The 21,239-nt window shown below is 72.5% G+C and carries 19 protein-coding genes; 13 read left to right on the forward strand and 6 right to left on the reverse strand.

The annotated features are described in order from the left end of the window. Nucleotides 1-7: 7 nt before the first annotated feature. Together ACIA5D_RS32865 and ACIA5D_RS32870 are read right to left on the reverse strand one after the other, a co-directional pair. Nucleotides 8-1,027, reverse strand: coding sequence for a sugar ABC transporter substrate-binding protein (locus ACIA5D_RS32865; RefSeq protein WP_396034251.1), 1,020 nt, complete (start codon nt 1,025-1,027; stop codon nt 8-10). Nucleotides 1,028-1,053: 26 nt separating this feature from the next. Then, nucleotides 1,054-1,365, reverse strand: a complete 312-nt coding sequence (locus ACIA5D_RS32870; protein WP_396034252.1) for an antibiotic biosynthesis monooxygenase family protein — start codon at nt 1,363-1,365, stop codon at nt 1,054-1,056. 357 nt (nt 1,366-1,722) lie between these two features. On the opposite strand from ACIA5D_RS32870, the gene ACIA5D_RS32875 reads away from it, so the two are divergent. The 3 genes from ACIA5D_RS32875 to ACIA5D_RS32885 are packed head-to-tail and all read left to right on the forward strand — an operon-like array spanning nt 1,723 to nt 6,634. After that, nucleotides 1,723-3,753 carry a hydantoinase/oxoprolinase family protein gene (locus tag ACIA5D_RS32875; RefSeq protein WP_396034253.1) on the forward strand — a complete coding sequence of 677 codons (2,031 nt, stop codon included), beginning with the start codon at nt 1,723-1,725 and terminating at the stop codon, nt 3,751-3,753. Next, the gene (locus ACIA5D_RS32880; protein WP_396034254.1) at nt 3,750-5,447 is read left to right on the forward strand and encodes a hydantoinase B/oxoprolinase family protein; all 1,698 of its coding nucleotides are present in this window, start codon (nt 3,750-3,752) and stop codon (nt 5,445-5,447) included. Before ACIA5D_RS32875 ends, ACIA5D_RS32880 begins: the two co-directional genes overlap by 4 nt. Beyond that, nucleotides 5,444-6,634, forward strand: a complete 1,191-nt coding sequence (locus ACIA5D_RS32885; protein WP_396034255.1) for an amidohydrolase family protein — start codon at nt 5,444-5,446, stop codon at nt 6,632-6,634. The genes ACIA5D_RS32880 and ACIA5D_RS32885 overlap by 4 nt, the downstream gene beginning before the upstream one ends. On the opposite strand, the gene ACIA5D_RS32890 is transcribed toward ACIA5D_RS32885, so the two are convergent. Continuing rightward, the gene (locus tag ACIA5D_RS32890) at nt 6,631-7,482 is read right to left on the reverse strand and encodes an LLM class flavin-dependent oxidoreductase (protein ID WP_396034256.1); all 852 of its coding nucleotides are present in this window, start codon (nt 7,480-7,482) and stop codon (nt 6,631-6,633) included. The genes ACIA5D_RS32885 and ACIA5D_RS32890 overlap by 4 nt on opposite strands. Next, on the reverse strand, nt 7,479-8,375 hold the full coding sequence (locus tag ACIA5D_RS32895) for an ornithine cyclodeaminase family protein (protein WP_396034257.1): 897 nt from the start codon (nt 8,373-8,375) through the stop codon (nt 7,479-7,481). Before ACIA5D_RS32895 ends, ACIA5D_RS32890 begins: the two co-directional genes overlap by 4 nt. Nucleotides 8,376-8,417: 42 nt before the next feature. Here ACIA5D_RS32895 and ACIA5D_RS32900 point away from each other — a divergent pair, with 42 nt between their 5' ends. From ACIA5D_RS32900 to ACIA5D_RS32930, 7 genes are read left to right on the forward strand one after another with little or no spacing between them, the layout of a single operon-like run. Further along, a complete protein-coding gene (locus tag ACIA5D_RS32900; protein ID WP_396034258.1) occupies nt 8,418-9,077 on the forward strand; it encodes a GntR family transcriptional regulator in 660 nt (219 codons plus the stop codon). Next, nucleotides 9,074-10,219 (forward strand): NAD(P)/FAD-dependent oxidoreductase, encoded by a 1,146-nt coding sequence (locus tag ACIA5D_RS32905; RefSeq protein ID WP_396034260.1) that lies wholly within the window; start codon nt 9,074-9,076, stop codon nt 10,217-10,219. Before ACIA5D_RS32900 ends, ACIA5D_RS32905 begins: the two co-directional genes overlap by 4 nt. Before the next feature lie 12 nt (nt 10,220-10,231). Continuing rightward, nucleotides 10,232-10,522 (forward strand): (2Fe-2S)-binding protein, encoded by a 291-nt coding sequence (locus tag ACIA5D_RS32910; RefSeq protein WP_396034261.1) that lies wholly within the window; start codon nt 10,232-10,234, stop codon nt 10,520-10,522. Beyond that, nucleotides 10,519-11,907: an NAD(P)/FAD-dependent oxidoreductase gene (locus ACIA5D_RS32915; RefSeq protein ID WP_396034262.1), complete on the forward strand. Its 1,389-nt coding sequence runs from the start codon at nt 10,519-10,521 to the stop codon at nt 11,905-11,907. Before ACIA5D_RS32910 ends, ACIA5D_RS32915 begins: the two co-directional genes overlap by 4 nt. Next, nucleotides 11,904-12,815 carry a dihydrodipicolinate synthase family protein gene (locus ACIA5D_RS32920; RefSeq protein ID WP_396034263.1) on the forward strand — a complete coding sequence of 304 codons (912 nt, stop codon included), beginning with the start codon at nt 11,904-11,906 and terminating at the stop codon, nt 12,813-12,815. The genes ACIA5D_RS32915 and ACIA5D_RS32920 overlap by 4 nt, the downstream gene beginning before the upstream one ends. A 1-nt stretch (nt 12,816) precedes the next feature. Next, complete coding sequence (locus ACIA5D_RS32925) at nt 12,817-13,818, forward strand: proline racemase family protein (protein WP_396034264.1); 1,002 nt, start codon at nt 12,817-12,819, stop codon at nt 13,816-13,818. Between the two features lie 16 nt (nt 13,819-13,834). Beyond that, the gene (locus ACIA5D_RS32930) at nt 13,835-15,280 is read left to right on the forward strand and encodes an aldehyde dehydrogenase (NADP(+)) (protein WP_396034266.1); all 1,446 of its coding nucleotides are present in this window, start codon (nt 13,835-13,837) and stop codon (nt 15,278-15,280) included. 153 nt (nt 15,281-15,433) lie between these two features. On the opposite strand, the gene ACIA5D_RS32935 is transcribed toward ACIA5D_RS32930, so the two are convergent. Continuing rightward, nucleotides 15,434-16,471: a sigma-70 family RNA polymerase sigma factor gene (locus ACIA5D_RS32935; protein ID WP_396034267.1), complete on the reverse strand. Its 1,038-nt coding sequence runs from the start codon at nt 16,469-16,471 to the stop codon at nt 15,434-15,436. A 252-nt stretch (nt 16,472-16,723) separates the two neighbouring features. On the opposite strand from ACIA5D_RS32935, the gene ACIA5D_RS32940 reads away from it, so the two are divergent. From ACIA5D_RS32940 to ACIA5D_RS32950, 3 genes are all read left to right on the forward strand, one after another. Then, nucleotides 16,724-18,163: an MFS transporter gene (locus tag ACIA5D_RS32940; protein WP_396034268.1), complete on the forward strand. Its 1,440-nt coding sequence runs from the start codon at nt 16,724-16,726 to the stop codon at nt 18,161-18,163. Nucleotides 18,164-18,326: 163 nt separating this feature from the next. Next, entirely contained in the window at nt 18,327-18,740 is a 414-nt protein-coding gene (locus tag ACIA5D_RS32945; RefSeq protein ID WP_396034269.1) for a YciI family protein, read from the forward strand. Next, nucleotides 18,737-19,987, forward strand: a complete 1,251-nt coding sequence (locus ACIA5D_RS32950; protein WP_396034270.1) for an RNA polymerase sigma factor — start codon at nt 18,737-18,739, stop codon at nt 19,985-19,987. Before ACIA5D_RS32945 ends, ACIA5D_RS32950 begins: the two co-directional genes overlap by 4 nt. 102 nt (nt 19,988-20,089) lie before the next feature. On the opposite strand, the gene ACIA5D_RS32955 is transcribed toward ACIA5D_RS32950, so the two are convergent. Next, nucleotides 20,090-20,992 (reverse strand): alpha/beta hydrolase, encoded by a 903-nt coding sequence (locus ACIA5D_RS32955; protein WP_396034271.1) that lies wholly within the window; start codon nt 20,990-20,992, stop codon nt 20,090-20,092. Nucleotides 20,993-21,239: the final 247 nt, after the last annotated feature.

The raw sequence follows: 21,239 nt of genomic DNA on the forward strand, positions 1-21,239 counted from the left end.
CACGCCGTCAGTCCGAGTAGTCCGCGGTCTGCCCTTGCAGGGAGGTCTTGGTGCCCAGGCAGTTGAACGTGGTCAGGGTCGTGCACACCACGGTCGAGTCGGGCACGCTCTGCCCGCGCGCCTTGGCCAGGCCGAGCTCGGCTGCCTTGGCGCCCGACTTCTTCTCCGGCACCGAGTACACGCCGTACCAGGTGCCGTCGTTGACGAAGCCGTACGCCTGGGTGGAGCCGCCGTTGCCGACGAAGGTGATCTTCTTGCCGGAGGCGAGCGGGGTGGCGCCCTCCAGCGCCTGCGACGATCCGATCACGACGTTGACGTCGGGGTGGGCCTGCAGCAGGTTCTGCATCGCTCCCCGGCCGGCGTCCGGGGTGTAGCCGCCGACGAAGTTCGAGATGACCTCGGCGGCGCCGCCGGCCTTCAGCGCGTCCACCGCGGCCTTGGTGCGGGCGGTGTCCAGCGGATAGTTCGCGAAGCCCTGCAGGTACGCCACCTTGCAGCCGGTCGCCGCGCCGGCCGACTTGCAGGCCTCGATGCCGAGCTTGGCCAGGCCGTCGCCGTTGACCGTCGGCGGGTCGATGATGTTGACAGTGCCGGCAACCTGCGGGTCGGCGGTGTCGTACTTGCCGCCGACCGGGGTGAACTCGACGACCACGGTGATGCCGGCGGCGACCGCCTGCTTGACCGGGTTGACCATCGCGGTGCCGTCGTTCGCCTGCACGATCACCACGTCGTACCGCTTGGAGGTCACCGCGTCCTGAAGCTGGTTGACCTGGGTGGGGCCGTCGAAGTTCGAGTCGAGGAAGGTGGCCTCGGCGTTGTTGGCGTTCGCGTACTCCTGGATGCCGGCCCAGGTGGCCTGGGCGAAGGAGTTCGCCTTCGCGAAGCCGAAGAAGCCGATGCTGAGCTTCTTGTCCGCGGGCGCGGCGCTGGCGGCGGAACCGGCGGTGGAGGTATCGGGTTTGCTGCAGCCGGCGACGGCCACCGCGGCGGCCGCGCCGATCGCTATGAGTCGAGCAACTCGTTTCACTGGTGCTCCTCGCGTACGAAAGAGATTTAGGGCTCGACGAGCTCGTAGACTCCGCCAACGAGCGGCTCGTCGTCGTGGATGTCCAGCAATGCGGTGAGCCGCCCGGACAAGGCGGCCCGCCACGGGTCGTCGACCCATCGGCGGTAGTCCGCGGCCGTCTCCCAGTCGGCGGTGACCAGGTGGCTGGCGGTGCTGTCGTCAACGGATCGCAACAGTTCGGCGGCTCGGCACCCGGGGGACTGCCGGGCCCGTTCGAGAACCCGGTTGTCCGCGTAGAAAGCTTCCAGATCGGCGGCCCGGCCGGCTGCCGCCCGGAGGGTGAGGACGCTGCGGAACATGGGACCTCCTGTGCCTCGGGTGGAGGAGTGGGCAAATGCTGACGGCGACCGCCGCGCCACGGATGTGCGCTCAGCACATCGGCGCGTCCCGCCGCTGTGCAGCGCCCGTTCCCGCCGGTCCCGGCGGCTTCACCAGCACCGGAGGCAACGATTGACACCTTCGAACGGCCTGTGACAGGTTCGCCTTCTCGCCGCGCCAACCGGCGACGATCCTCCGGCTGACCCGTCCCGGCCGGGCGCCCGCCGCGCCCGCCGGACACCGGGACCCAGGCAGCCAACGCACCCGCATGCCACGCCGGCGCCTTCGTGCGCGCCGCGCGCCGCCGCATGCGTGTACCCCGGCGAAAGGCGAACACGATGACCAGCATCAGCCGCGTGGCGATCGACGTCGGAGGCACGTTCACCGACGTCGTGGAGCTGTCACCGGCGACCGGCGAGATCCGGTTCGGCAAGGTGCCCACCACCCCGGCCCAGCCGACCGCGGGCGTCCTGGACGCCTTCGGCACCACCCGGGCGCCGATGGCGCAGGTGGGCATGTTCACCCACGGCACCACGCTGGGGCTCAACGCTCTGCTCACCCGCACCGGCGCGCGGACCGCGGTGGTCGGAACGGCCGGGTTCCGCGACGTCTACCTGCTCGGCCGCACCGACCGGCGGACCAACTACGACATCACGTACCGGCCGCCGCCGGCCCTGCTCGAGCGGTACGACACGTTCGAGGTGCCCGAGCGGAGCCTGTTCGACGGCTCGGTGCACCGGCCGCTGGACGAGGCGGCCGCCCGTGAGGTGGCCGCGACCATCGCCGGACGGGGTTACGACTCGGTGGCGGTGGCCTTCCTGCACTCGTACGCCAACCCGGCGCACGAGCTCCGCATGCGGGAGATCCTCGCCGAGGTCGCGCCGCAGGTGGCGGTGACCGTCTCGCACGAGCTCTCCCGGGAGTACCGGGAGTACGAGCGCACCAGCACCGCGGTGCTGGACGCGTACGTCAAGCCGATCGTGCGCCGCTACCTCGAACGGCTGGAGGGGGATTTGGCCGCCGGTGGCTTCGCCGGCCGTTTCCTGATGACCCGCTCCGGCGGCGGCGCGATGACCGCCAGTTCGGCGCGGGAACAACCGGTCAGCCTGATCCTGTCCGGCCCGGCCGGCGGCGTCATCGGCGCCGGCGCGTTCGGCGCGCTGATCGACCGGCCCAATCTGATCACCATCGACATGGGCGGCACCAGCCTGGACGCGTCGCTGGTCATCGACGGCGAGCCGGTGCTGCACCAGGGCGCCGAGTTCGAGCAGCTGCCGATCAACACGCCGTCGCTCTACATCCACACCATCGGCGCGGGCGGCGGATCGATCGCGTGGCTCGACGGCGCGGGCGCGCTGCAGGTCGGACCGCAGAGCGCCGGCGCCGACCCGGGCCCGGCGTCCTACGGCAAGGGCGGCACACAGCCGACGTTCACCGACGCGGCGCTCGCGGTCGGTTACATGGGCACCGCCGCCGCCCTGGGCGGCCGGCTGACGCTGGACGACCGGCTCGCCATCGGCGCGCTGGAGCCACTCGCGGACAAGCTCGGCCTCACCCCGCTGGAGCTGACCCGCGGGATCATCCGGATCTCCACCACCAAGATCATGGGCGCGGTCCGGGCGATCACGGTCGAGGTGGGCCGGGATCCGAAGGACTTCGTGTTGCTGTCCTTCGGCGGCGGTGGCGGCCTCGTCGCGGTCGACGTCGCGCACGAGCTGAACATCCCGACCGTCATCGTGCCGCCGGGCCAGGGCGCGTTCTCCGCGTTCGGCATGCTCTTCGCCGACGTGCAGCACGACTTCGCGCGTACGGCGGTGATGCCGCTCGCCGAGCTGGACTCGCCGGCGGTCGCCGCGAGCTATGCCGAGATGGCGGCCGAGGCCGCGACGGCGCTCGGCGCGGAGGGCTTCGGCCTCTCGCAGCGCGTGCTGACCCGCAGCGTCGATGTGCGCTACGCCGGCCAGGAGCACACGGTCACGGTGCCGCTGTCGGACGATGCGGCCGGCGTCGAACGCGAGTTCACCGAGCTGCACGAGCGGCAGTACGGCCACACCATGGACGACCCGATCGAGATCACCACGCTGCGGCTTCGGGCCACCGGGCAGGTCGGCAAGCCGGCGCTGCCGCGGCTGGCCCACCGGGAGTCCGGCGTGGCCGAGCCCGAGGGCAGCCGCGACGTGTACGTGTCCGCGGAGCAGCCCGCCGTGCCGTACGCCCTCTACACCCGCGAGGCACTGCTGGCCGGCGACGAGATCGCCGGGCCCGCGGTCATCCACGAGCACACGGCCACCACCGTCATCCACGCCGGCGACCGGCTGCGGGTCGGGGATCACGGCGAAATGACCATCACGGTTAGGGCGGACTCATGAGCAGCACCATCGACTCGATCACCACCGAGGTCATCCGGCACGGTCTGCTGGCCGGCGCCGAGGAGATGGCCCGCAACCTGTGCCGGACCGCCTACAACACGGTGGTCTACGAGATCCACGACTACGGCATCGGGATCCACGACGCGAACGGCGACGTGGTGGCCGACGCGCCCGGCATCGCGGTGTTCACCCGGGGCAACGACCACGGCATCAAGCGGGCGGTCGACTTCCTCGGCGCCGGCAAGATGCTGCCCGGCGACGTGTTCGTGCTGAACTACCCGTACTGGTCGTCGGCGCACACGCTCGACCCGCTGGTCTTCGCCCCGATCCACGCCGACGGCGCGCTGATCGGGTTCGCCTCGTGCCGCATCCACGTGCTCGACCTCAAGCAGAAGGACCCGGGCTACGTCCTCGACTCCACCGACATGTATCAGGAGGGCATCTTCTTCGCGGCCGCCAAGCTGTACCGCGAGGGCGTCGCCAACGAGGACGTGTTCAACGTCGTGCGGTTCAACAGCCGGATGCCCGAGCGCACGATCGGCGACCTGCAGGCCCAGGTGTCGGCCTGTTTCACCGGCGTGCGGCGCACACAGGAGATCGCCGCGAAGTACGGCGCCGGCACGCTCACCGAGGCGATGGCGGCGATCAACGACCACGGCGAGCGGCTGGCCCGCCTGGCGCTGGCCAAGCTGCCCAAGGGCACCTGGACGGCGTACGACTTCGTCGACACCGACGGCGTCGACCTGGACCGGATGATCAAGATGAACGTCACGGTCACGGTCACCGACGACGAGATGGTGGTCGACTGGACCGGCAGCGACCGGGACGTGCGCGGGCCGATCAACCTTCCGGTCGGCCAGACCGAGGCGTTCTGCAGCCTGATCTTCAAGTCGCTCACCACCCCGGACACCCCGGTGGTGGCCGGCAACTTCCGGCCGTTGCGGGTCGTGACCGAGCCCGGCTCGGTGATGCACGCGGTGCCGCCGATGCCCACCTTCACCCTCTGGACCGGCCTGCTCGGCGGCGAGGTGGTACTCAAGGCGCTCGCCCAGGGCATGCCCGATCTGGTGCCGGCCTGCTCGGGCGGCGACGTGTGCTCGATGATGGGCCTGGGCGTGAACCCGCGCACCGGCGAGGCCTGGCTGGAGGCGACCAACGAGGCGGTCGGCTTCGGCGGGCACGCGGGCGGCGACGGCGCGGACGGCATCATGCACCTGTCCGAGCCGGGCTGCCGCAACAACCCGGTCGAGGTGCTCGAGACGAAGTCGCCGATGTTCATCGAGTCGTACGGCTACCGCACGGACACCGGCGGCGCGGGCCAGCACCGCGGCGGTGTGGGCGTGGGCCGGTCGTACCGGTTCACCGCGCCGTCCACCGGCATCTGCATCGTCTACAAGACGAAGACGAAGCCATGGCCGATCGAGGGTGGCCGCGAGGGCGACAACAACCACATCGTGCTCAACCCCGGCACCGACCGCGAGACGGTGACCGGAGGCAGCTACAACCTGCTCGAGACGGGTGATGTGCTGGTGAACAACACGGGTGGCGGGGGCGGCTACGGCGACCCGTACGAACGGGATCCGGGCCGGGTGGCGGCCGACGTGCGCAACGGCTTCGTCTCGGTCGAGGCGGCGCTGCGCGACTACGGAGTGGTAGTCGATCCCGCGACGTACGCCGCGCGGCGGTCGTCGTGAGCCTCTCGATCGTCAACGCCGCGGTCTTCGACGGGGTTTCCGACGGCCTGGTCGACGGGCCGGTGCACGTGCAAGACGGGCGGGTCGTCGCGGTCGGCGGCCCGGCCCGTCCCGCCGACCGGGTGCTCGACGCGCGCGGCCGCACCGTGCTGCCCGGGCTGATCGACGCGCACTGCCACGCGTACGGGATCGATCTGGACATGCTCGCGCTGGAGTCGCGCCCGCTCAGCTATGTGGCGCTGATGGCCGCGAAACGGCTGGCCGCGGCCCTGGCCCGCGGCTTCACGACGGTGCGCGATCCGGCCGGCGGCGACGCCGGCCTGGCCCGGGCCATCGCCGAGCGGGTGATCGCGGCGCCGCGCTACCTGTGGACCGGGGCGGCGCTGAGCCAGACCGGTGGCCACGGCGACGTGCGGGCCGCGGACTCCGACGTGTGCGGCTGCGGCGCGCACACCGTGGAGATCGTGGACGGTGTCGACCCGCTGCGCGTCGCGGTGCGCGACCGGCTCCGCCGGGGCGCCCACGCCATCAAGATCATGGCGTCCGGTGGGGTGGTCTCGCTGACCGACCCGATCCGCATCCCGCAGTACTCGGCCGAGGAGATCCGGGCGGTCACCGAGGAGGCGGCGCGGCGCGGCAGTTACGTCGCGGCGCACGCGTACTCCCCCGAGGCGATCCGGCACGCGGTGGACAACGGCGTGCGCACCGTCGAGCACGGCAACCTGCTCGACGCCGAGACGGCCGCGGCGATGGCCGCCGCCGGCGCGTTCCTCGTGCCGACCCTGGCCGCCTACGACGCGATGGAGCGGCGCGGCGCCGAGCTGGGCATGCCGGAGGTGTCGCGGCGCAAGAACCGCGAGGTGCTCGAGGCGGGGCGCAAGGCCGTCGAACTCGCACGATCTGCGGGTGTCCGCGTCGGCTTCGGCACCGACCTCATGGGCGCGCTGGAGGACGAGCAGCTGCACGGCTTGCGGCTGCAGGTCGAGGTCGACGGCCCGGTGGCGGCGCTGCGGTCGGCAACCGCCGTCAACGCCGACCTGATCGGCCGCGGCGACCTGGGCCGGGTCGCCGAGGGCTGCGTCGCCGACCTGCTCATCGTCGACGGCGATCCGCTGGCGGATCCGTCGGTGCTGTGGGCCGGCCCGCACAACCGCACGGTGGTCCAGGCCGGCGAGGTCGTCGGTTAGAGGCCGTGCGCGGCCAGCACGAACCCCATGGCCCCGGACGGCACACCGCGGCCGTCCGGGCGGGGCCAGTGCACGCTCACCTCGTCGAACCCCAGCTCGGCGAGGCGTCCCACGGTATCGGCGTAGCGGTCCGCGCTCTCGAACGGCCATCGCACCTCGACCCCGAACTGGGCGATCCGGCGTGACGTCCCGCCCGCCTCGCTCAGCCGGCGCGACTGCTTCTCCAGCGCGGGGAACCACTCGTCCGGGCCGACCTCCGGACCGTACGGGCCGTAGGTGACCCAGGCCTGGCCGTACCGGGCGGCAAGCGCCAGCGATCGCGGTCCCGTGCCGGCGACCGTGAACGGCACGCGCGGCGTCTGCACGCACCCGGGCAGCTGATGGGCATCGACGGCGGTGTACCGCTCGCCGTGCACGGTGGTGATCGGCTCGCGCAGGAGCGTGTCGAGCAGACCGAGCCACTCGGCGAACCGGTCCATCCGCTCCCGCGGCGTGCGGGGCCGATCGCCGAGCACGGCAGCGTCCGGGCCCTCGGTGCCCGCGCCCAGGCCGACTTCGATCCGGCCGCCGCTGAGCTGATCGAGCGTCATGAGCTCCTTGGCGAACGGCACGGGGTGCCGGTAGTTCGGCGTGGCGACCTGCACGCCGAGCCGGACCCGGGTGGTGGTCGCCGCGGCGGCGGCGAGCAGCGGCACGCAGCCGTACCAGGGCTGGTCGTGCAGCAGCGGCCAGGTGAGATGGTCGTACGTCCAGACGGTGTGCACCCCGGCCCGTTCGGCCTCGGCCACCTCGGCCAGGAACGTGCCGGTGGGATGGCGATCGGGCAGGACGAGTACGGACAGTCTCATGCGACGGACTCCACGACGGCGGCGGCGACCACGAGATCCTCCCAGCCCATCCCCACGGTTTTGATCAGCCGCGGCCGGGTGGGGACGTCGCCCCGGACCAGATCGGCGAAGGTCGTCAAGTGGCCGGCGATAGCCGGGTCGGCCGCGATGGCCTGCACGATGTCGCCCGCCTCGCGCAGGGCGGCCGAGCGTGACTCCACGAGCGCGCCGCAGCGGCGCACGGTCTCGGCGTCCACCTCGCGGGCGTCCGGCTCGTGCGAACCGACCGCGACCACCACCGCGTCCGGCCCGAGCAGGTGGCCGGGGAACAGCGGCTCGCGGGCCGTAGTGCAACAGGCCACCAGGTCGGCCTCGGCCACGGCGCCGGCGTCGGCCGGGCTCGCCCGCAGCCCGTCGCGGCCGAGCCGGTCCACGAAGTTTGCCGTGCGGGCCGGGTCGCGCCCGACCACCCGCACGGTCTCGATCGGCCGGACCGCGCACAGCGCCCGGACGTGGCCGAGGGCCTGCGGGCCGGTGCCGAAGACGACCAGACGGCTGGCGCCGGGCGGGGCGACCAGGTCGACCCCGAGGGCCGAGACCGCCGGCGTCCGCAGCGCGGTGAGCGCCGCGCCGTCCAGGATCGCGCGGGGCGCCAGCGACGGCGCGTCGAACAACACGTACATCCCGTGGATGCGGGGCAGGCCGCGAGCCGGGTTGCCGGGCGCGACGCCGACCAGCTTGACCCCGGCCAGGTCGCCGGCGCCGGACGGCATGACGAGGATCTCGCCGCCGCCGAGCCGGAACGACACGCGGGCCGGCTCGGCCTCGGGATCCAGGCCGGCGACCAGGGCGGCGCGGAGCGCGGCGATCGCCCGCGGGAAGCCGAGCGAGGCCACCTGTTCCGCATCCAGCACGGGTAGTACCATGTCACATACCACTAGGGGAGGCAATCCGGAATGACGATCGGTCCCGTACGCGCTGCCGGCAGTTTCCGCCAGATCGTGGAGGACGCGGTGTCGGCCGCCATCGTCTCCGGCGAGTTCTCCCCGGGCACCATGCTGACGGCGCCGACGCTCGCCGTCCGCTTCGACGTCTCGCCCACGCCGGTGCGCGAGGCCCTGCTCAACCTCGAGAAGCGCGGCCTCGTCGAGATCGCCCGCAACAAGGGCTTCCGGGTCACCGAGGTGAGCGAACAGGACCTGGCCGAGATCGTGCAGATCCGCCAGTGGCTCGAGGCGCCGGCCGTGCGCACGCTGGCCGGCGCGATCGGCAAGACCGCGCTGGCCGAGCTGCGCGCCGAGGCCGAGGCGATCGGGTCCGGGGCCGCCGCCGCCGACCTGCGGGCGTACCTGTCGGCCGACACCACCTTCCACCTGCACCTGCTCAGTCTGACCGGCAACGACCGGCTGGTCACGCTGGTGGGCGACCTGCGCCAGCAGACCCGCCTGGTCGGCCTGGCCGGCATGCTCGGCACCGCCGAGCTGGCCGCGTCCTCCGCGGAGCACCTCACCCTGCTCGACCTGCTCGCGGCCGGCGACGGCGTCGCCGCCGAGGAGCTGATGCGCCGCCACATCGGCCACGTCACCGGCTGGTGGAGCGGCCGGGCCGAGCGGTGAGAGTCGCCGTGGTCGGCGCCGGCGTCATCGGCGCCGCCGTCGCCCGCGAGCTGGCCCGGGCGGGCGCGTCGGTGACGGTGCTCGACCGGGCGGCCTCGGCCGGCGGCACGTCGGCCTCCGGCGAGGGCAACCTGCTGGTCTCCGACAAGGGCCCGGGTCCCGAGCTGGAGCTCGCGCAGCGCTCGCTGGCCCTCTGGGCCGAGCTGCGCGAGTCGCTTCCGCAGCAGCTCGGGCCGCGCTTTCCCGCCATTGAGTACGAACCCAAGGGCGGCCTGGTCGTGGCGACCACCGAGGCCGGCGCCGCGGGCCTGCACGCGTTCGCCGAGCGCCAGCGGTCGGCGGGGGTCGTGGCGACCCCGGTGGACGGCCGGCGCCTGGAGCCCGATCTCACCCCCGCCCACACCGCGGCCATGTTCTATCCGCAGGACGCCCAGGTGCAGCCCGCGATCGCCACCGAGGCGCTTCTCGCCTCCGCCCGGCTCGCCGGCGCGGAGGTCCGCCAGGGTGTCGAGGTGCTCGGCCCGCTGCGCCGCGGCGACCGGCTGACCGGGGTGCGCACCAGCGACGGCGACATCGGGGCCGACCACGTCGTGGTCGCCGCCGGCCCCTGGTCGGCCGCGGTCGCCGAGCGGCTCGGGGTCGCGCTGCCGGTGCGGCCACGCCGCGGCACCCTGCTGGTCACGACCCGGATGCGCCAGCGGATCCGGCACAAGGTGTACGACGCGGACTACGTCGGCGCGGTCGGCTCGGACGACGCCGCGCTGCAGACCTCGAGCGTGGTGGAGTCGACCGCGGCGGGCACCGTGCTGATCGGGTCGTCGCGCGAGCGGCGCGGCTTCGACGAGCGGATCGAGGCCCGGGTGCTCGCCGCGATCGCGGCCAAGGCGCTGCTGCTGTTCCCGTTCCTCGCCGACGTCGCGGTGATGCGGGCGTACGGCGGGTTCCGCCCGTTCGTCCCCGACCACCTGCCGGTGATCGGGCCGGATCCGCGCCTGCCCGGCCTGTGGCACGCCACCGGCCACGAGGGCGCCGGCATCGTGCTGTCCACCGCCACCGGTGAGCTGATCGCCGACCTGCTCACCGGGCGGTCGCCCCGCGTGCCGGCCGGCGCCTTTGCTGTCGACCGCTTTAGTAATGTGTGACATACTACTGATGTGAACCCCGCTGACGACCCGGTACGGCCCGGCCCGGCCACCGCCATCGAGCTCGTCGTCGACGGGCGGGCGATCCCCGGCCTGGCCGGGCAGACGATCGCCGGCGTGCTGCTCGGCGCCGGCCGCCGCACCTGGCGCTCCTCCCGCGGTGGCCGGCCGCGCGGGGTGTTCTGCGGCATCGGCGTCTGCCACGACTGCCTGGTCACCGTCAACGACGTCGCCGACGTGCGGGCCTGCCAGCGGCGCGCCACCGACGGCGACGTGATCACCACGACGGACGAGCCACGATGATCGAGACCCCCGACGTCCTCGTGATCGGCGCCGGTCCGGCCGGGCTCGCCGCCGCAGCCGCCGCCCGCCGCGCGGGATCGCAGGTCGTCCTGCTCGACGCCGCCACCGACGCCGGCGGGCAGTACTGGCGGCACCTCCCGGCCGAGCGCCCCGCCGCCCGGGAGCGCATCCTGCACCACGGCTGGTCGCGCTTCAGCGAGCTGCGAGCCCAGGACCTTCTCGGCAACGCCCAGGTCTGGCTGGTCGAGCGCCACGACGACCGGCCGCCCATCGTCCACGCCCTGATCGGCCCCGCCGACGGCACCGCGCGCCGGCATCGGGTGTTCGCTCCGCGCGCCCTCGTGCTCGCCACCGGGGCGTACGACATCACGCTGCCCTTCCCCGGCTGGGACCTGCCCGGAGTCTTCACCGCCGGCGCCGCCCAGGCGCTCGCGAAGGCCGAGCGCGTCGCGGTCGGCCGGCGGGTGGTCGTGGCGGGCGCCGGCCCGTTCCTGCTGCCGGTCGCCGCGAGCCTGGTCCGCACCGGCACCCGGGTGCTCGGCGTGCTGGAGGCCGGCGGCTGGCCGCGGCTCGCCCGGGCCTGGACGGCGAGGCCGGCCGAGCTGCTCGGCACCCGCCGCAAGGCCGGCGAGCTCGCCGGGTACGCCCGCGACCTGATCCGCCACCGCATCCCCTACCGAGCCGCCACCGGTGTGATCGCGGCGCACGGCGACGGCCGGGTCGAGGCGGTGACCGTCGCCCGCCTCGACCCCGACTGGGCGCCCGTCCCCGGCACCGAGCGGCGGATCGTGGCCGATGCCGTCTGCGTCAGCCACGGCTTCGTCCCGCGCGCCGAGCTCGCCGTCGCGGCCGGCTGCCGCCTCACCCCGGACGGCGGCGTGCACACCGACGCGGACGGGCGCACCAGCGTGCCGGGCGTCTTCGCGGCCGGCGAGATCACCGGCATCGGCGGCGCCGACCTGGCCCTCGCCGAGGGTTCGGTGGCCGGCACGGTGGCGGCCGGCGGCACGCCCACCGAGGCACAGCGCCGGGCCCGTCGCGCGTTCCGGAACTTCGCCGGCCGGCTCGAGGCGGCCCACGGCATCCGTCCCGGCTGGACCGGCTGGCTCACCGACGACACACTCGTCTGCCGCTGCGAGGACGTGACCGCGGGCGACCTGCGGGCCGCCGCCGAGGCCACCGGGTCGCGCGGCCTGCGCTCGCTCAAACTCAGCACCCGCGCCGGCCTCGGCGCCTGTCAGGGCCGCGTCTGCGGCCGCACCGTCGAGGCACTGCTCAACCGCCACACCGGCGGCCTGCTCGACCCCGGCCGTACCGCGAACCGCCCCGTCGCGGCGTTCGTACGAATCGGCGAGCTGGCCTCACACCACGAGGAGAACGCGTGACCACCGATCTGCGCGGCGTCATCGTCGCCACCGCCCTGCCCTACCGTGAGGACCCGTCGGCGCCGGCCGGGCTCGCGGTCGACTACGACCGGTACGCCGAGCACTGCGACTGGCTGATCAGCAACGGCTGCCACGGGGTCGGGCCGAACGGCTCGCTCGGCGAGTACTCCTCGCTGACCGACGAGGAACGCCGCCGCGTGGTCCAGGTGGCGGTCGAAGCGGTCGGTGGCCGCGGCCTGGTCGTGGCCGGGGTGCACGGCCCCGGCTGGCACCAGGGCCGCCGCTGGGCGGAGCTGGCCGCCGAGGACGGCGCGAACGGCGTGCTGGCCCTGCCACCGACCATGTACCGGGCCAGCGACAGTCAGGTGATCGAGCACTACACCCGGATCGCCGAGGCCGGGCTGCCCATGATGATCTACAACAACCCGTACGACACCAAGGTCGACCTGGTCCCCTCGCTGGTGGCCGAGATCGCCCGGATCCCGCAGGTCGTGGCGGTCAAGGAGTTCAGCGGCGACGTACGGCGGCTGTTCGAGATCCGGGAGAAGTGCGACATCGACGTGATCGCCGGCGCCGACGACGTGCTGTTCGAGCTGATGGTGGACGGCGCGGTCGGCTGGTTCGCCGGCTTCCCCAACGTCTTCCCCGCCGAGTCGGTGCGCATCTACGACCTCATGCTCGCCGGTCAGGTCACCGAGGCCCGCGCCCTGTACGAGCGGCTGGTCGCGCTGTTCCGCTGGGACTCGCGCACCGAGTTCGTCCAGGCGATCAAGCTGAGCATGGACCTGGTCGGCCGCTACGGCGGTCCCTGCCGCCCGCCGCGCGGCGCCCTCGCCCCCGAGCACCGCGCACAGATCGAGGCCGAGACCAAACGGGCCGTCGAGGCCGTGGCGGACCTGGCGGCGTGACGTGCGCGCCTCCCGGATGTTCACCGCGGTCGACTCGCACACCGAGGGCATGCCGACCCGGGTCGTGACCGGCGGCGTCGGCACGATCCCCGGCGCCACCATGAACGAACGGCGCCTGCACTTCATCAAGCACCTCGACGGCATCCGCCAGCTGCTGATGAACGAGCCGCGCGGGCACTCGGCGATGAGCGGGGCGATCCTGCAGCCGCCCACCCGCCCGAACGCCGACTTCGGCGTGGTCTACATCGAGGTGTCGGGCTGCCTTCCGATGTGCGGCCACGGCACGATCGGGGTGGCCACCGTCCTGGTCGAGACCGGCATGGTGCCGGTCACCGAGCCGGTCACCACCATCCGGCTGGACACCCCGGCCGGTCTGGTGATCGCGACCGTCCAGGTGCGCGACGGGCACGCCGAGGCGGTCACGCTCGAGAACGTGCCGGCCTACTGCGACCGGCTGGACGCCCGGCTCGACGTGCCCGGTCTCGGCAGCGTCCCGTACAGCCTCGCCTTCGGCGGCAACTTCTACGCCATGGTCGACCTCGACGCGGTCGGGCTGCCGTTCGACCGGGCCCGGCAGCGCGACATCCTGGACGTAGGCCTCGCGATCATGCGGGCGATCAACGAGCAGGATCCGCCGAAGCATCCGGAGATCGACGGCGTCGACCATTGTCACCACGTCGAGTTCATCGCGCCGGGCTCGACAGCGCGGCATTCCCGGCACGCCATGGCGATTCATCCCGGCTGGTTCGACCGGTCGCCGTGCGGCACCGGCACCTCGGCCCGGATGGCCGAGCTCTGGGCCCGCGGGGAGCTGGCGCTGGGCGACGACTTCGTCAACGAGTCGTTCATCGGTAGCCGCTTCACCGGGCGGTTGATCCGCGAGACCACCGTCGGCGCCGCGCCCGCCGTCGTCCCCACGATCACCGGCCGAGCCTGGATCACCGGCATCGGGCAGTACCTGCTCGACCCCACCGACCCGTACCCGACCGGTTTCGCCTTCTGATTCGAGGTTTCCACTCATGACCGAGACGATTCTCGCCGCGGCGGCCTCCGATTTCGCCGCCACCCCACCGCGCGAGCGGGCTCGGGCCCTGGTGGCGATGGCCGACGCCCTCACCGCCGCGACGGAAGAGCTGGTGCCGCTGGCCGAGGCCGAGACCGGCCTCGCCGAAGGGCGGCTCCGCGGCGAGATCAAGCGGACCACGGTGCAACTCCGGCTCTTCGCCGACGTCGCGGCCGCGGGTGAGTTTCTCGACGTACGCATCGACGACGCCGACCCGGACTTCGTGCTCGGCCCGCGGCCCGACCTGCGCCGCTACCGGGTGCCGCTCGGCCCGGTGCTGAACTTCGCGGCCAGCAACTTCCCGTTCGCCTTCTCGGTGGCCGGCGGGGACACCGCGTCGGCGCTGGCGGCCGGTTGCCCGGTGGTGGTCAAGGCCCATCCCGGCCACCCCCGGCTGTCCGAGCGCACCGCCGCCATCGCGCGGGCGGCGATCGCCTCGACCGGGCTGCCCGCAGACGCGCTCGGCCTGATTCACGGCCAGGCGGAGGGTGTGGCGGCGCTGCGCGACGACCGGATCGCCGCGGCCGCGTTCACCGGCTCCCTGGCCGGCGGCCGGGCACTGGCCCGGATCGCCGCGGAGCGTCCGCGGCCCATCCCGTTCTACGGCGAGCTAGGCAGCCTCAATCCCGTCGTGGTCACGGCCGGCGCGCTGGCCGAACGGGCCGAACAGATCGCGGCCGGCTTCGCCGCCAGCGTCACCGCCTCGGCGGGCCAGCTCTGCACCAAGCCCGGTCTGCTGTTCACACCTGGCACGTTCGCCGGCCGGGCCGCCGGCGCCTTCAGCGATGCCGGAACCCATCGGCTGCTGCACCCCGGCATCGCCGACGGATACGCCCGGCGCCGCGCCGAGGTGCTCGGCACCCCCGGCGTCGAGGTCGTCGTGGCGGGTGAGGTCACCGGGCTCACCGCCTCCCCCACGCTGGTCGAGACCGACCTGGAGACCCTCGCCCGGCATCGCGGCACCCTGCTCGAGGAGGCGTTCGGACCACTGTCCATCGTGGTCCGCTACACCCCCGGCGAACCGCTCGCCGAGCACCTCGCCGACCTGATCGAGGGTTCCCTCGCCGCCGGACTGCACATCGGCGCCGGTGAGGACACCCCGTGGCTGCGCGACGTGATCACAACCCTGAACGACCGCACCGGCCGCCTGCTGTTCAACGGCTGGCCCACCGGCGTCGCGGTTACTCCCGCGATGCAGCACGGCGGCCCGTGGCCCGCGACCACGAATCCGACCACCACCTCGGTCGGCACCGCGGCGATCGACCGCTTCCTGCGGCCGGTCACCTACCAGGACTGTCCCGCGACCCTGCTCCCGGCGCCGCTGCGCGACAACAACCCATGGCAGGTGCCGCAGCGCCGCAGCCCAGCCGGCGAGTCCGCTCGCTGGGGCGACCGTGGGTAATCGGGCGACCTTGGTGGATCCCGGACCCAGCGAGGTGATTTGCCGGAGCTACGGCAGCGCCCGACCGGTTGGGGCCGTCAGGGCGAATGCCGCGTCGCCGCGGGAGTGCTGACCGGATGCACGACCTAGATCCCCGGGCCGCCGATGTCGTGCTCAGTTCGGCTGTACCCTGTCGAGCGATCGGCCGCTCGGGTCGAGGCGTGCGGGCAGACCGGAGAGCTCGAACAGGCTCGGGTCGTGGAAGGAGACGATCCGGGACACGCCGGTGGGGGTGAGAGTGAGCACCTGCAGACTGTGCGGATGATGCAGGCCGTCGGCGCCGGGTGTGTAGGTGGCCAGCGCCGGCTGGCCATTGGCCGTCGCCGGCACCATGCGGATGGCGCCGGCGCGACCGAACACGTTGGCGCCGAGGAAGCGGACCACGGCGTCGCGCCCGGCGAACCAGGTCAAATGCGGCGGCATCTCCATGGTGATGTCCTCGCGCAGCACTCGTAGCAGGGCGACGGTGTCGGCGTTCTGGAAGGCCTGCGCGTACCGGTCGAGCAGCCGCCGATCGCCCGGGTCGGACGGTTCGGTCAGCATGTCCTCACTGAGGCCGGTGCGGGCCAGCTGAGCGCGGGCCCGGGCCAGGGCGCTGTTGACCGCCTCGGTGGTGGTGTCGAGCAGGTCGGCGACCTCAGCGGCGTGCCAGGCGAGCACATCACGCAGGATCAGCACGGCCCGCTGCCGGGCCGGCAGGTACTGCAGGGCGGCCACCAGGGCCAGCCGGACACTGCCGCGAATGGCAACGATCGCGGCCGGATCCGCGTCCCACAGCGCCGCGTCCGGTAGCGGCTGGACCCAGGAAAGGTCCGGGCCGGCGACCGTCAGCGGCACATCGGGGTCGGCGGACGGCCCGAGCCCGGACGGCAGAACCCGGCGGCTGCGGTGTTCGAGCGCGGTCAGGCAGGCGCTGGTGGCGATGCGGTACAGCCAGACCCGCAGCGACGAGCGCCCCTCGAAGCCGTCGAAGGCACGCCAGGCCCGCAGGTAGGTCTCCTGGACGATGTCCTGGGCGTCGTGCACCGATCCGAGCATGCGATAGCAGTGCGCCAGCAGTTCCCGCCGGAACGGCTCGGTGAGCCGGGAGAACTCCTCGTCGCCGAGCCCTGCGCCCGCACCGCCGACCAACTCCCGTCCTGCCTGCGTCATCTCGTCACTCCGCCCGTCCGCGGTTTTGCGTCTTGATAAAGACCTGCGGCAGATCGGGAAGTAATCGGTCCGCAGCCCTGATGTGGCCAAGGCCACGCCGGCGTCGACGGCCGACCAGTCCGCTGCCGCTGCCGAGTCTTCATTCGTGCCCGGCGGGCTACTCGCCGCCTCCCACCTCGGATGAAACGGACCCGACCGGCGGACGCCCACAAGGCCGGCTCCGCTGCACACCAACTACCCGATGGGAAAGACGTGAACAAGAAACCGACGCCGGCGGCAACGACGCCGGCCCAGCGGTGGGTGCTCGGCCTCAGCGCCCTGGCTTCGTTTGTGGTGGTGCTTGACATGCTCGTGGTGGCGACCGCGCTCTCCGCGATTCAGCACGACCTCGGCGCATCCCTCGAGGACCTCGAGTGGACCGTGAACGCCTACACCCTCAGCTTCGCGGTTCTGCTGATGACCGGGTCCGCGCTGGGCGACCGCTACGGGCGGCGGCGCCTGTTCGCGATCGGGCTGGGTCTGTTCGCCGCGGCCTCCGCCGCCTGTGCGCTGTCCACCGACGTCGGCGCGCTGATCGCGGCCCGCGCCGTGCAGGGCGCGGGCGCCGCCTTGATCATGCCGGTAGCGCTCGGCCTGCTCAACGGCGCCTTCCCGCCCGAGCGCCGCGGCTGGGCCACGGGCATCTACGGCAGCGTCACCGGGCTCGCCGCCATCGTCGGCCCGATCCTGGGCGGTGTCGTGACCGAGCACCTGACGTGGCAGTGGATCTTCTGGCTGAACGTCCCGATCACGCTGATCGCGATACCGCTGGTGCTCGGGCGCATCGCCGAGGCTCACGGCCCGGGCGGCATCCTGGACCTGCCGGGCCTGGTCCTGGCGGCGGGTGCGGCACTGGGCGTCAGCTGGGCCCTGGTGCGCGGCAACACGGCCGGATGGAGCAGCGGCGAGACGCTCTGCACGCTGGCCGGCGGGCTCGTGCTCGGCGTGTTGTTCGTGGTGCGGGAGCTGCGCGCCCGGGCCCCGATGCTGCCGATGCGGCTGTTCCGATCACCGGCCTTCTCGGCCGGCAACGCGGCTGTTTTCTTCCTCAACGGCTCCCTGACCAGCGCAATCTTCTTCACCGCCCAGTTCCACCAGGTCGCGCTCGGCCATGGACCGGTGGCGGCCGGCTTACGGCTGCTGCCCTGGGGCATCGCGCCGTTCCTCATCGCGCCCCGGGCCGGTGCGCTGTCCGACCGGATCGGCGAGCGAACGCTGATCGTCATCGGCACGCTCCTGCTCGCGATCGGCATGGGATGGATCGCGCTGATCTCCGATCCGGGCTCCGGCTACGTCACGACGGCGCTGGCCATGGCCGTCGGCGGCATCGGGTTCTCACTGGCCCTTCCGGCCGTCACCAAGTCCGTCGTGAGCCGGGTGGCACCACAGGACATCGGCCGGGCGTCGGGAACCTTCAGCACCAGCCGCCAGCTCGGCGGCGCGTTCGGGATCGCCCTCACCGGCGCCGCCTTCGCCGCGGCCGGCGGCTACGCCAGCGCCCGCCAGTTCAGCGACGGCTACGTCGTGGCCATGAGCATCTCCGCGGCGCTCGCCTTCGCCGCCACCACGGCCGGCATCGTGCTGCCGCGACACCGCCCCGCACCAGCAGCCACCGGCGGACGCCTCGCGCCTGTCGCCTCCAAAACGGATTGAGATGGCGCGTACGGCTGGATATTTTGGCACCCGCCACGGGTCGCCGTTTCATAATCGGAGCACAACGTCCCGAACTTGCCGCGGCTGAGCTGTCCAATTCCCGCAGCGTGTTTCGTCGTCTCGGTGACGACCGTCTTGCGGCAGCGAGCCCCGAGGAGAAGCGATGCCGGAATACATGCTCTTGCTGTACGCCCCGGAAGCCGAGGAACAGCAGGACAGGTGGGCGGACATGCCGCTGTGGCTGGAGCTGACCGAGAGCCTCCGGACGTCCGGGCTGCTGGTCGCGAACGCCCCGCTGCATTCGGCGGCCAGCGCGACCACCGTTCGGGTCCGCGGCGGCGAGACCCAGCTCACCGATGGTCCGTTCGCGACCACCAAAGAGATCCTCGCGGGCTACTACGTGCTCAACTGCGCCGACCTCGACGAGGCCTTGCGCCACGCCGCGCGGATGCCGACGGCGCGCCTCGGCTCGGTCGAAGTCCGGCCGATCATGAGCGCGGGCGAGATGCCGATCCCCGGCCCGGATTCCACTCCCGCGGATGTGAACGGCCGGCCGGCAGGCGAGAGCCGCGGATGATCGACCTTGCCGCCGCGGCGGCCGCAAGGGTGTTCCGGGACGAGCGGGCCGCCGTCCTGGCCACGCTGATCAGGTATGTCGGCGACTTCCAGATCGCCGAGGACGCTGTCCAGGACGCGTTCGAGGCCGCGCTCGCCGCCTGGCCGCGCGACGGGATCCCGGACAATCCAGCGGCGTGGATCACGGTCACGGCCCGGCGGCGCGCGATCGATCGGCTACGCCGCGACCAGTCGATCGCCGACCGCGCCGAACGGCTGGCGGCGATGCAGCGCTTGAACGGGCCGGAGGACCTGCCGATGGACGAAGCGAGCCCGATCGGCGACGACCGGCTGCGGTTGATCTTCACCTGTTGCCATCCGGCGCTGGACCTGCCGGCCCGGGTCGCGCTGACGCTGCGTGCGCTCGGCGGCTTGACGACCGGCGAGATCGCCCACGCGTTCCTCGTTGCCGAGCCGACGATGGGCAAACGCATCGTTCGCGCCAAGCGCAAGATCGCCGATGCCCACATCCCCTATCGGGTGCCCACCGCCGAGGACTTGCCGGAGCGGGTTCGCGGCGTGCTCCAGGTCGTCTATCTGATCTTCAATGAGGGCTACTCCGCCAGTGCGGGCGACCTGCTGGTGCGGGCGGAGCTGTGCGACGAGGCCATCCGGCTCGGACGCCTCGTCTGCGAGTTGCTGCCCGACGACCCCGAAGCCTGGGGGCTACTGGCATTGATGCTCCTGCACGACGCGCGTCGCCCCGCCCGGGTCGATGCGAACGGCGGTTTCGTCGCGTTGCCGGTTCAGAACCGATCCGACTGGGACCACAGCCGGATCCGCGACGGACTCAGCACACTGCAGCGTGCGTTGCGGTACGGACGTCCCGACCAGTACCAGATCCAGGCGGCGATCGCGGCACTGCACATCCGCGCCGCCGACGGTGACGCGGCGGCCTGGACGCAGATCGCCGAGCTGTACGGGGCGCTCGGCCGGCTTGACCCTTCACCTGTCGTCGAGCTCAATCAGGCGACCGCCGTCGGTTTCGCCTACGGAGTTGATGCCGGTCTGACAATGCTCGAGCCATTGCTCACCGATCCGGCGCTCCAGCACTACCAGCCGTTGCACGCGGCGCACGCCGAACTGCTCCGGCGCGCCGGGAACGTTCCCGCCGCGGTCCGCGCCTACGAGCGAGCGATCGCGCTTTCCGCGAACGGCGTGGAGCGCGCCGAACTGGAGCGACGGCTCAATGCGCTGGCGGCATGCTGAACGCCCCGAGGACGATGCCGGAACTGGCGTTCATCAGGGTCGACGGCGTTGCGGGCGGTTGTCCCGGCCACCCGCAACGCCCTCACCGTCCGGCCGCAGCTGTCAGGCGAGGCCGATTCTCGGCCGGGCCCACTGCGCTAGCCTCCGGATCGCGTCGTCGGACTCGGGCGAATATCCGGCCGCCATCTGGAAGGTGTGCAGTTGCCCGGAGAATTCGTCAAGCCGGACATCCACGCCGGCCTTGCGGGCCTTCTGCTCGAATTCGCGGCTCTCACCGAGAAGTGTTTCGTGCCCGCCCACCTGGATGTACGTCGGCGGCAGGCCGCTGAGGTCCGCGTACAGCGGGCTGGCCAACGCCTCCGTCGGGCTGGCGCCCGCCAGGTACGCCGAAGCAAGGAACGACACCACCTCCCGGTAGAAGAACGCCTCGGTCTCCCGATTCGACTCGAAGGTCTCGTTGCTGACGGTCATGTCGACCCACGGCGAGATCAGCATCAACGCCGCGGGAAGAGGCAGGCCCAGCTCGCGGGCCCGCACCATCGTCGAGACCGCCAGCCCGGCTCCGATCGAGTCACCGACGACCGCGATGTGCCCGGCCTCGACGCCCTGATCGAGCAGCCACCGGTAGGCGGCCGTCGTGTCGTCCAGCGGCACGGGATAGGGCTCTTCGTGGTACTCCACGAGCAATGCGCGGGCGCCTACCGCCTTGGCCAGATGGGCGAACAGCTTCCGATGCGTGTAGATCGAGCCGCTGACCCCACCACCGCCATGCACGCTGAAGATCACCCGATCCGCCGCGGCCTGCTTCGGCACCGCCCACAGTGCGGGCAGACCGCCCACCTCGATCTCCAGGTAGTCGACCCCGCCCGGCTCCGCGGTCAGGCCGGGCCAGTACCGCTCGACCCGCTCGCTGATCTCCGCAGGGGTCTGATTCGGGTTCCCCATTGCCGCTTGCGTCATGCTGCGCCAGTGGTCCCGGACCATCTCCGACCGTTCACTCGCCATGATTCTCTGCCCTTCCACCTGCGATGGTCGCGTCCGATGCCGCCGCCTGATCCGACGACGACTCTCATGAACACGACGGTGGTCCGGTGCCGGTTTGGACAGGCGACCGGCAGCGACATGGAAGCGCCGGCCATCGGCTTGCGCGGCCGGAGCCGATTGGCGGACGGGCCGGCAGCTGTGCTGCCGGCCCTTCCCCATGTCGGCGTCACCGCTTCGACGCCGGTCCATCGACGATTCCGGGTCATCG

The sequence above is a fragment of the Actinoplanes sp. NPDC051513 genome, from assembly GCF_044454685.1.
Classification (GTDB): domain Bacteria; phylum Actinomycetota; class Actinomycetes; order Mycobacteriales; family Micromonosporaceae; genus Actinoplanes.